The organism is uncultured Chloroflexus sp., from assembly GCF_938091255.1.
Taxonomy (GTDB): Bacteria; Chloroflexota; Chloroflexia; order Chloroflexales; family Chloroflexaceae; genus Chloroflexus.
Map to the genome: position 1 here is coordinate 20378 of NZ_CALLJH010000040.1, position 10431 is coordinate 30808.

At 54.4% G+C, this 10431-nt stretch carries 11 protein-coding genes and 1 tRNA gene; 3 read left to right on the forward strand and 9 right to left on the reverse strand.

What is annotated here, in order from left to right:
- Positions 1–187 precede the first annotated feature (187 nt).
- Positions 188–1117, reverse strand: coding sequence for a cysteine synthase A (gene cysK, locus Q1A00_RS14250; RefSeq protein WP_298406521.1), 930 nt, complete (start codon positions 1115–1117; stop codon positions 188–190).
- Positions 1118–1283: 166 nt separating this feature from the next.
- On the opposite strand from cysK, the gene Q1A00_RS14255 reads away from it, so the two are divergent.
- The 3 genes from Q1A00_RS14255 (at position 1284) to Q1A00_RS14265 (ending at position 2739) form a co-directional block, all read left to right on the forward strand.
- A complete protein-coding gene (locus tag Q1A00_RS14255; RefSeq protein WP_298406520.1) occupies positions 1284–1847 on the forward strand; it encodes a hypothetical protein in 564 nt (187 codons plus the stop codon).
- A gap of 143 nt (positions 1848–1990) precedes the next feature.
- A tRNA-Glu gene (locus tag Q1A00_RS14260) sits at positions 1991–2067 on the forward strand.
- Positions 2068–2415: 348 nt separating this feature from the next.
- On the forward strand, positions 2416–2739 hold the full coding sequence (locus tag Q1A00_RS14265; RefSeq protein WP_298406518.1) for a hypothetical protein: 324 nt from the start codon (positions 2416–2418) through the stop codon (positions 2737–2739).
- A gap of 1 nt (position 2740) precedes the next feature.
- Here Q1A00_RS14265 and Q1A00_RS14270 read toward each other — a convergent pair whose 3' ends face one another.
- The 8 genes from Q1A00_RS14270 to Q1A00_RS14305 all read right to left on the reverse strand — a co-directional run.
- Positions 2741–3211: a Fur family transcriptional regulator gene (locus Q1A00_RS14270; protein WP_298406516.1), complete on the reverse strand. Its 471-nt coding sequence runs from the start codon at positions 3209–3211 to the stop codon at positions 2741–2743.
- Positions 3212–3375: 164 nt separating this feature from the next.
- Positions 3376–4575, reverse strand: a complete 1200-nt coding sequence (locus Q1A00_RS14275) for a hypothetical protein (protein ID WP_298406514.1) — start codon at positions 4573–4575, stop codon at positions 3376–3378.
- 3 nt (positions 4576–4578) lie between these two features.
- Complete coding sequence (locus Q1A00_RS14280; protein ID WP_299757443.1) at positions 4579–5985, reverse strand: cytochrome c; 1407 nt, start codon at positions 5983–5985, stop codon at positions 4579–4581.
- 235 nt (positions 5986–6220) lie between these two features.
- A complete protein-coding gene (locus Q1A00_RS14285; RefSeq protein WP_299757446.1) occupies positions 6221–6826 on the reverse strand; it encodes a Crp/Fnr family transcriptional regulator in 606 nt (201 codons plus the stop codon).
- A 345-nt stretch (positions 6827–7171) separates the two neighbouring features.
- Positions 7172–8290, reverse strand: coding sequence for a permease (locus tag Q1A00_RS14290; RefSeq protein ID WP_298490675.1), 1119 nt, complete (start codon positions 8288–8290; stop codon positions 7172–7174).
- A gap of 336 nt (positions 8291–8626) precedes the next feature.
- Complete coding sequence (locus tag Q1A00_RS14295) at positions 8627–9436, reverse strand: enoyl-CoA hydratase (protein WP_298483293.1); 810 nt, start codon at positions 9434–9436, stop codon at positions 8627–8629.
- A 178-nt stretch (positions 9437–9614) separates the two neighbouring features.
- Positions 9615–10154 (reverse strand): DUF1887 family CARF protein, encoded by a 540-nt coding sequence (locus Q1A00_RS14300; protein WP_299757450.1) that lies wholly within the window; start codon positions 10152–10154, stop codon positions 9615–9617.
- Between the two features lie 57 nt (positions 10155–10211).
- On the reverse strand, positions 10212–10431 hold a 220-nt coding region (locus Q1A00_RS14305; protein WP_298483289.1), incomplete at its 5' end, for a hypothetical protein.

A 10431-nucleotide genomic window follows, 5' to 3' on the forward strand; every position in this document is an offset into this window, starting at 1 on the left:
GGGTGCAAAGGGGGATAAAGCATGGGAAAAGGAGCTGCAAGCTCCCTACACGTCCCCCTTTGCACCTTGGCGTCTTCGCGTGAGGCTCGCGTTGCGCCTTGGCGTCTTTGCATTAAGCTTACATTGCGCTTTGGCGTCTTTGCATTAAGCTCGCGTTGCGCTTTGGCATGCTTAGCGTCAGTACGTTTCACTCTTCGGCGAAGAGCGGGGTAGAGAGATAGCGCTCACCGTTTGAGGGCACAATAAAGACGATGAGTTTACCGGCATTTTCAGGCCGACGGGCAACGCGGAGAGCGGCGGTAGCAGCGGCGCCGCTCGAAATGCCAACCATCAACCCCTCTTCACGGGCAAGACGGCGCGCCATCGCAAAGGCATCTTCGTTGCTGACCTGCTGAATCTCATCGAGAATGGAGGTATTCAACACATCAGGAATAAAACCGGCGCCGATGCCCTGAATCTTGTGCGGGCCGGGTTTGCCGCCCGACAATACCGGCGATGCTTCTGGCTCAACCGCGACGATACGCAAACTAGGCCGACGTGGCTTAAGGACTTCGCCGATGCCGGTGAGGGTACCGCCGGTGCCAACACCGCCAACCACAATATCGACCTGTCCATCGGTATCGCGCCAAATCTCTTCAGCAGTCGTAGCGCGGTGAATCGCTGGGTTGGCCGGGTTCTTGAACTGTTGGGGCATAAAGCTGTTGGGGATCTCGGCGAGCAGCTCTTCGGCGCGGGCAATGGCACCGCGCATGCCCTCGCTGCCCGGCGTCAGCACCAATTCAGCACCGAAGCCACGTAGCAACTTGCGGCGCTCGATACTCATCGTTTCGGGCATGGTCAAAATCAGGCGATAGCCGCGAGCCGCTGCGACAAGTGCCAAGCCGATGCCGGTGTTGCCGCTCGTTGGCTCGATCAGCACCGTCTCACCGGGACGGATCAGACCCTCGCGCTCGGCGGCATCGATCATTGCTAGCCCAATGCGATCCTTAACCGAACTGGCCGGATTAAAGAATTCAAGTTTCGCGACAACGGTAGCATCGGTGTCGTTGACGCGGTTGAGGCGGACCAGCGGCGTATTGCCGATCAATTCGGTGATCGAATTGTAAATACGGGCCACGGTAGTCTCCTCTGCACTGAATAGGCGAACCTTGCTCTATTGTAATCAGGTCGTCAAAAAATGTCAATTTGTTGTGCAAGAAAGTCAAGTTTTTAAGATAACGCCGTGCGTATCAGATCGTGTTATACTAAGCGACGCAAGCAAACCAACAAGGGAGGATGCAGGTATGCGCGGTCGCTCAGTGCGTCCGGTTGATCGAGCCGGCGGCGGGGAAGAAGCGATACGGTTAACGCGGTGTGCCGGTACGTGGCTAGCCGATCCGCCTGACGCTGAGGAGCAGGCGCGGATTGCGGCGGCGGTGCGGGCCGTGAACGGCCAGCGCGCGTTAGCGTTGGAGCTGCACCGCGATCAAGCCGCACTCGATGCCTACTGCGTCGAGTTATTCCGCGACCCGATGTTTGATCCGCTGCACATCGGGCCAGAGATTATCCAGCGCATTATCGCCAAACTCGGTGAACCGCCAGTGGACGATGAGGCGAATACGGCTGCTTTTTCAGAGTATTTGCAACGCGCGGTGTTGTTGTTTGCGCTGCCCAACTCGCGCCGGTTGTTGGCAGCGCAATTGCGGCGCTACCTGCCGCGCTTTACCGAGGCCGGCGATTGGAAGGCGGCGGTGGCGATTGACTATAGCGCGTTCCGCACCTCGCTCGGCAACGAAGTGACGCCGTTTTTGGCCCAGATGACGCTGGCTGGGCTGGCTGACTACTACGATGAATTACCGGAGGTGTAGGGGCTGGCAGTGCGATGCGCTGTACCGGTGGATTACAACTGGCGCTAATTGAGGACTTAGAGCGAACCACATCGGCGCGCATCCATGCTCTACGCCAGTGGGTTGCAACAATTACAAAGTATGGTATAATGCACCCGCGTCAGGCCCCCATCGTCTAGTGGCCTAGGACATCACCCTTTCAAGGTGGAGATCGCGGGTTCGAATCCCGCTGGGGGCACCAGTAGAAGCGCACTGCACATATCGCAGTGCGCTTCAGGTTTTTTAGGTTGGCGTTGGTCGTTCGGCCTCGGACGCAGAACTGCGTTTGTTGCTAGGTGCTGGTGTTGGTCAGTGTGTTGTTTGCCCACTCTCGATGCTCGTAGAGATGCCGTCTCGTATTTATAAGGTAGGGGGGAAAACGCTGTTTGAGTCCGTCCTTCGTTAATAATGCAGATGCTTGATGTTGACCAGTGGTTATCGCTGTTGTGATTACATCTCAAGTAACGCCAGCTTAGGGGCTTGTTCATAAGTATGGCTCCGTCTCATAATGAGGCAAGTGGTAGCAAACGAAGGAGAAAGGAGCCATGTTATGACTCATCCAATTCATGACCCACATCCCCATATCCACAGCGAGCATTGTGGCCATCTCCGCATTTTGCACGATGGTCACGTCGATTATCTGCATGATGGTCATCTCCACCATCCACACGAGGGGCACTACGATGAACACGTGATAGCAGTCAGCTCAGACAATCCCGCCGGCTGTGCGCCAATTGCATGTCAGTGCGGTCACGAAGACTGCGGTCACCCGTTGGTGCCGCACGGGGATCATGTTGACTATTTGGTCAATGGTCGTCTTCACCATCGCCACGGCGATCACTGCGATGATCACGGCCCGCTAACGGTTTTGTAAGTCACTGCTCATAGGCTTGACAGCGCCAGCACAGACCGGTCAATTCGAGGAGATGATGCTGGACACGAAAGCCTTGTCTTGCCAGCAACACGTTCAGTTCATCGAGGATCGCACATCCGTCGATCAGTAAGGTCGTGCCGCAACGAAGGCAGATCGCGTGGTGGTGATGACCGGGGATCGTGCGTGCATATGCGTATAACCCGCGTTCAGTGCGAATCCGGGTTAACCAGCCCTGCTCACGGAGGTAGTCAACCATACGATACGCAGTGGCACGGCTTACCCGTGTTGGCGGCGGTGCAAGTGCTGCTGCCAATGCCTCAGTGCTGAACACGTGTGGCTGGCAGGCAATCCAATGAATGATGGCGCGACGTGGTTGGGTGAGGCGAATGTGATGTTCGCGTAACGCAGCCGTCATCCGTTGTTCCCAATCTGTTGTGCTGAGTGAGATGATCGTGTTGTGACGATCGGTCATACGATTATCAACGAGAATGCGATATGTGCTTTTACCTCCCTTAATGATACTATGGATCATTACCGAATGTGGAAGTGAACCCAACCTAAATGAACGCCGGCGTAGGAGCAAGCTGAAATTGCTCTACGCCGGTGATTGTTGACAGCGAGATCGCCGACGATGGTTCACCTTAGAAAGAACGTAGCGTACAACCCAACGAGCAAGAAGAAGCCAAACCACGCCCCTAGCATGCCGGTGGCAATCGTACCAAGCCGCTCCACACGGGGCGAGATCTGCGCATCATGCTTCACCCCGCCAGACTGGTACATCACCATTATGAGATACGCGAGCACTGCAACGCCGACGATGGTGGTTACAGTAAATACGATGATCGATCCCCAATCAAAGGCATAGGGATAGGTAGCGACACTGTACCCGAATCGTGCTAGTGAGACAGCCCGGATCGCTTCGCGTACCATACCTACAATAACCAGCGTTCCTATCCAAGCAAGCAACGTGCGCGGCGCATAGCGGATTGGTTGGCGCAGCCAGAAGAAATAGCCGGTTAGCGCTACTCCAACGCCTACTAACGTGATCCCGACTTGCCAACCGATACCGAACTCAACGCCTTCGGTCGTCGCCCAGAGCAAGCCGGTAAGCGCGTAGAGCGGGCTAATCACAAGGCCTAGTTTCCGACCAAGGCTGGCCACCCATTGCATGAAGGGTGCATCTTCCTCGTTACGGCGGAAATACCAACCGAACAAAGTCAGCGTTACCGCGAGGCTCAGACCAGCTTGCAAGGGCAGCAGGAACACAAGCCGCGGAATGTTCCACGCATGGAAGATAACCCCGCGCGTATCGATGATGCCATTCGGCGCATACCACTCCATCCAGCGTTCAGGTCGGATCGAGACTGCCGCTAGCACATGCATAATCCAACCGGCGAAGAAGAGTAAGATGAACGATGCCACGGCCGACCAGAGCAATTTCCCGTCAGGGCTGCCCTTTAGGTAGAACAGGTATGCGAGACTGTAGCCGCCCATAACCACAAAGATGAAACTGACCGACCAGAACCCAGTCAAGGTGTTGCTGGCATACCAAATAGGATCGTAGATCGTCTGCACAAACAGCAGTGGTGCAATGCCGGTGACAATCCCTAGCCCAACTGCATTCGGGGTAAGCCGGGCAGCGACCCGTGCCAGCCGTAATCGGTAGTTAGTAGGACGGAGAAAGCCCCAAATCGCGTACAAACTTGATCCCAAGGCGAGCGTGACGAAGAAGATATGCAACACCCACGTTACGACCAATAACACCTGCAACGCTGGCGGATAAAACGGCGCGCCGAGCGGGTCGCGCATCATCTTGAGCATCTCACCGACATTCATATCTCACCTCTGCGTGACTACTTGGGGTTGCGACGGATGCACCTGCTGGACAAAGTATTCGAGATATTGAGCCATAGCAGAAAGTTCTTCTTCAGTGCCGACCACCGGATGCATATACTGGAACCCGCCAATTGCACGGATGCGCGACTTGATCAGATCGGCTGTCGTGGCTCGGCGGAGATATAACAGATCGGCCAGTGAACGTAACGCCAAGCGTTGGTTGAACCCAATCAATGCTGTTTGCTGGCTCACATTGTGACACGAGGCGCACTGCTGCACGACTAAGGTGCGTCCGACGGCAATTGTCTGATTGGGCAATCCACTATTGGCCGGCAGCACGATCTGGTCAGGCCGAGGGAGGAATGGCAACGACCCCAGCATACCGGTCTCGTTTAGCCGCTGCTCTTCACTTTCGATATTACGTGCTGGCAAATCGTTGAAGACAAGCTGATTGGATGACATATAGCCAGCGATAATATCAGGTTTGCGCAAGACTTCGCGGGTGCGTTCGGCGCCAAAGATCGCGGCAAACAACACGAACAGCGCACCCAACGCAATCAGGCGTTGCTGGCGCTGGGGAAACCGCCACGCAAACAGCAGGCCGGCAAACGTCGCGGCGATTCCGCCAAGAATAACGGTATAGGTAATCGGTGGTATGGCGCGGGTTCGCATAATAATTTTGGCGTGCTCGGGCAGCACTGGGTAGAACCAGAAGACGAAAATAGCCAGCGCGACCGCTAAGCCGCCCAAACCCATCAGGGCTGCGTTGCGGATAATTGGCTCGCGCTCGGGGTATGTTTTGGGCATCCCGGTTACGATGAGCAGCGCCCACGCTGCGGTAATCGGGAACATAAGCGCAAAGCGCAGGAAGATTTGTGGCCAGAAGGTGGGATTAAAGAAACCGTTCAGACTCACCCCGGTATCTAACCACAGACCGGGGGTGAGCTCAAATGATAAAATTCCTACGATGATAGATAACGTGCCGGTACCGCCAAGGGCGAGAATCCATGCCAATCGTAGGTGTGTTTTCGGATCAACCCGACCGAACGAATAGTAGTAGGCGATAATACCAACGACATCAATCAAGAACATGTACCATTCAGCTCCCCAGTAGAAGACGAAATTGTGGATGAGCGTCGAAATACCGCGCGGGTTCGCTGCGGTAGTGGTTTGCCAGATACCGACGCCGGCCATCGCGCCGAAGACATACGCAAAGACGAGCAAGCCTAGTGCGCTCCGGCGCAAGTACTCGTACAGTTCGGGACGCTTTTCATAAACCGCCCGTCGTTCGAGATAGAGGTTGAACCATGCCGCAGCGACGGTCAAGTGCGAGGCGAGTACGTGGAATGCCGAAACAATCGCCACGTACATGGCCGAATGGATGAAGATACCTTCCCAAATCGGATACATAAACACCTCCAAACCCTACCAAGCCCAACGTGACTTATTTGTGATATTATTCACTTTTCTCTGGGCACAAATAATACGACAGCACCTACGGTACTGTCGTTGCGCTAGCGCAAGATCACGGGCCTGTTTGTGAAATATGTGTCACCCGATCCGCGATCCGAGCGGATGAACACATTTGTTAGGATTGCTCAGGCGGAGAGAAATTACATTGGCATGAATTCAGGATCAAATAACGTCACAGCACCTCCGCTTTGGCGAGCAATTGTTGTCGATCACTCACTATCAGGCGACCGTGCTGAACTTGAACAAGACCTTCTTCCTGCCATTGATGCAACAAGCGGCTAATGGTGTAGTGACTGGCACCGATCAGATCGGCAAGATCGCGTTGTAATAATGGAATTGTGAGGAGGGCAGGACACGCCATATCGCAATGACGTTTCATCCAACGCACCAGCGCTTTAGCCAGCCGTATCTCAACATCGTCGGTAGCGATTTCGAGTAATTGATCTTGCAAATCTTCGCGATACTCGCTCAAGAGTTGCATGCAGTTGCGTTGCAATTGGGGAAATTGCTGCATAAGTGACTGAAACATCGGGGCGGGCCACGCCAACATGTGGCCCGCTGAGATTGATTGCGCATAGAGTGTGTATCGACTCTCGGAAACGACAGCGCTTAACCCGATCACTTCATGCGACCCAGCAATCCGAAACACACTTTGCCGACCAGCGGGAGTCAGTTTGTATAACCGGATTTGCCCTGTCACAATGAGGTAGAGATGGGTTGCCGGATCGCCGTCGGCGAAGAGTTGCGTGTTGCGTTTTACCTGAATCGTCTCGGCCAAGCGCGTAATAACAGCAACGTCGTTTGATGCGAGACCTGTTAGAAGACGAGAGTGGCTCAGGGTGTCAGAATTCATACCATAGGGATTAGGTAGAGCGATGGTGGCCGGCCCAACTGTGCTTATTCTACGAAAAAACCGTTAATGAGACAACGCTTCATCAATAGCGGCGCTAGCCGGATCTCATAGGCGACTTGCTCTATCTCGGTGGCTGAGCACGGATAGGGTATGAGCCACGGAACGACACGGGTGAAGGAATAGACCACGGATGGGCGGGGATGAGGCAGCTCAGCACGGATGCGTACCCGCATAATCCGTGCTAATTCATACCGCGGTCATGACCATTCGTCAGCCGAATAACCAATTGAGCAATAACCCTAATCCGATCACGTACAAACCATACCAAAGCACTACTTTACTCGCAGCAGCTCGGCCAAGCAACTGGTTTAGCATTGCCCATTCGGGGATCGACGAGACAGTCGTAGCCATCATAGCAGCCACTAATGTGCCAAGTGGCACGATCTGATGCAACGCCACCAAAATCGGGGCAGTAGAGGCCGCATTAATGTCGAGTGGCAAACCGAGCACAGTTGCAAGGATCGGCCCCCACCACACGCTGCCGGCCTGCTTCAGTGCCTCAACCAACGTCAGATTGAAATTAACCAAAATCCCGGCTAGCAGCCCACTAAACAGCACAACCCCAATCAGCCGTTTAAACAGCGCCCATGCTTCTTGATGGGCGCGTATCAAGATACTGGAGCGGTCTAGCGAGTCGTGGAATGGCAAGCGTAATATGGGCTGAACAAAGCGATGCGGATCGAGACCCAATACTGGGGCGAGATAACCGGTGATTATGGCAGCAATCACTCCGGCCACTACGTACACGACCCCACTAAGCGGACCGACGATTACAAACATAAAGATGATAGCAAACTCGTTGAGTGCCGGACTAGCAAAGAGAAAGGCCGCCGAGGCACGGCGACTAGCGCCGCCGGCTGCCAAACCGGCATAGATATTCGTTACTGTACACGAGCAGACCGGTGTCACCATTCCTAGCAGGGTTCCACCAAGAATGCCGATCACATCGTTGCGCCCCAACGTTCGCTCAAGCCAAACCGTGCTCACGCCTAACCGAAGGAGCGTCATCCCGAACGTGGTGAGGAAAAGAATGATCGGTAACTTGAACCATTCGTAAATCGTATATGCGGCAGTATATTTGATGTCAAGTGGCCCAAACGGCGTTGCGATGATCCATGTTGGCATCCACGCGGTAAGCAGCGCGCCGAGTGCTTTGCCGGCGTTGGCAATCGGTGCCTCGAAGACCGGCACAATCTGAGATAGCTCATTGCCGGTAGCCCATGTGATCACGCTTTGCATGACAACTTGACCAATAATGGCCAGCAGGACAATGAGTGAGAGCAGTGGCAGGACTCCTTCAAGCCGTGTGCGCACAGACGTTCGTCGCATGACCAACCTCCGGCATCAAGAGATGAGGAGTAGATGCCGGAAGAGTATACCATTATTGATACAATGTGTCAATAAAGAGAAAGAACGATCATCACATGCAGCAGACTGGGGTTTGATAGCCTATTGACCCCCGATGCATTCTGCCCAGATGCTAGTCCGATTGGGTCGCTGAGCGCATCGTCTCGTGCGGGCTACGAAGCACAACGACACCGTCAGCGGAGTTTCAGTATGCTGGTGGTTACGTTTCCCGGGCCCTTTCTCCCTCCCTCCCCCACCGAGGGAGAAGGAGGGGAGAGAGTAGCCTGCTTTTCGATACGTGTGTGCAGGTGAGAGAGACTAACGACTCTCAGAGTTGGCCCACGCTGGCGGACGCTTCTCGACAAAGGCGGCGACACCCTCTTGGGCGCATGGTTCCATCATATTGCAAGCCATAGTCTGGCCAGCCAAGCGGTACGCTTCTTCCATCGGCAGCTCGATCTGACGGTAGAAGAGCGATTTCCCAATCGCGATTGACTCGGCCGGTTTGGCGAGAATCGCTGCGGCTAATCGTTCTACTTCGGCATCGAGTTCATCGGGCGCCGCGACGCGATTGACTAACCCCAACCGCTGAGCAGTGTCAGCATCAATAAACTCACCGGTAACGAGCATCTCGAAAGCAGCCTTGCGCCCGATGTTGCGCGACAGCGCGACTGATGGCGTCGAGCAGAAAAGACCAACGCTAATCCCCGACACCGCAAATTTGGCCTCAGTGGACGCGACGGCTAAATCGCACATCGCGACCAATTGGCAGCCGGCAGCGGTAGCAATCCCATGCACGCGGGCGATCACCGGCTGCGGCATCCGCTGAATAGTCAGCATCATGTTTGAACAGCGGGCGAAGAGGTCTTCGTAGTACTGCTGGTCGGGGTGGGCTTGCATCTGTTTCAGATCGTGACCGGCGCAGAAGGCTTTGCCAGTGCCGGCCAACACAACGACTCGCGCCTGCGGGTTTGCCGCGACAGCCTCAAGCTCGGCTTGCAGCGCAGCTAGCATCTCTTCCGATAAGGCATTGAACTGACGCGGTCGATTGAGGGTGAGACGAACGATGCCGCGCTCGTCAATCTCGCTTAGCACGTAGGGTTCGACAGCGGTTTCGCTTCCTTGCATAGGAACCTCCTCTTCTTTCGTAAGCGTCGCAGCAGGAGCGACATTGCGGTACGCACAAGTATATATCTTCAGGAGTGTTAAAAGATGGGAAATGCACAAGGATATTGTACACGAAGCTTAGCGGCAGTGGATGTTGTTTGTTGTGGATGACTTACCGATTCGGTGGTGAACGTATGCGTTACACCCGCGCATAGGTTGGCTGTTGCGTCTCTTGTTTCAGAATAGTGGCTAGGTCTGGCAATTGCTCACCGGTCACGACGACAATCTGGCGAGCTTTGGCTTGATCAAGAAACGAATTCATGTGCCGCGGATCAGTTTTTCGTCGACTACGGGCAGTGATAAACAGTTTGACAACGAATGAACCGCCGATCATATTAGCAATGGCGCTTAGTTTGTCAAGATGTGCTGTTTTGAACGGTTCACCTTCCGCTTTACATTCGGCTATCAAGAGAGATGCGGCATACGTGGCAGCGAGATCGATTTGATTAGTGGCATTTTGATTGGGGATAGGTATTGCTAAGTTATAACAAACGTCATCAAAACACCCAGCTTGTTTTGCAGCGTCATACCCAAACAGCTCAAGCCATTGACCATCCACAAATTTCCAAAAATTTTGATCAACCTGATGGAGGTTGTACAGATGATGGCTTTGCTGGATTTGGTCGATAAAACCGGCCTGTTGGATTGCCGGCAGCCATTGCTGCGTTACCGGCGTCAATGGTAGGTTCGTCAACCAACGCGGAGCAGTGAATTTGGTATTGGCTTTTGCATCACGTCATTGGTTACGAAACTCCAGTGCCTCGTCCGGTGTTTGCGCCATTTGGCGTGCCAGATCGATCCACGATTGCAGCGGGGGCGACGTAGGCTGGGCTTGACGCTGATAGATGTTGAGATATTCGGCCACCGACAAGCGGTATGGATCGCCTTGGGGCGGTTGCCCAGCGAGCACCACCACTTGCCGGCTATGAGTGTTGAAATACCAGACATCAGCGCCT

Bases quoted from the DNA above. Each gene is read 5' to 3' on its own strand.
- Q1A00_RS14255 (WP_298406520.1), top strand. From the start codon at position 1,284: ATGCGCGGTCGCTCAGTGCGTCCGGTTGATCGAGCCGGCGGCGGGGAA.
- Q1A00_RS14265 (WP_298406518.1), top strand. From the start codon at position 2,416: ATGACTCATCCAATTCATGACCCACATCCCCATATCCACAGCGAGCAT.
- Q1A00_RS14270 (WP_298406516.1), bottom strand. From the start codon at position 3,211: ATGACCGATCGTCACAACACGATCATCTCACTCAGCACAACAGATTGG.
- Q1A00_RS14275 (WP_298406514.1), bottom strand. From the start codon at position 4,575: ATGAATGTCGGTGAGATGCTCAAGATGATGCGCGACCCGCTCGGCGCG.
- Q1A00_RS14280 (WP_299757443.1), bottom strand. From the start codon at position 5,985: ATGTATCCGATTTGGGAAGGTATCTTCATCCATTCGGCCATGTACGTG.
- Q1A00_RS14290 (WP_298490675.1), bottom strand. From the start codon at position 8,290: ATGCGACGAACGTCTGTGCGCACACGGCTTGAAGGAGTCCTGCCACTG.
- Q1A00_RS14295 (WP_298483293.1), bottom strand. From the start codon at position 9,436: ATGCAAGGAAGCGAAACCGCTGTCGAACCCTACGTGCTAAGCGAGATT.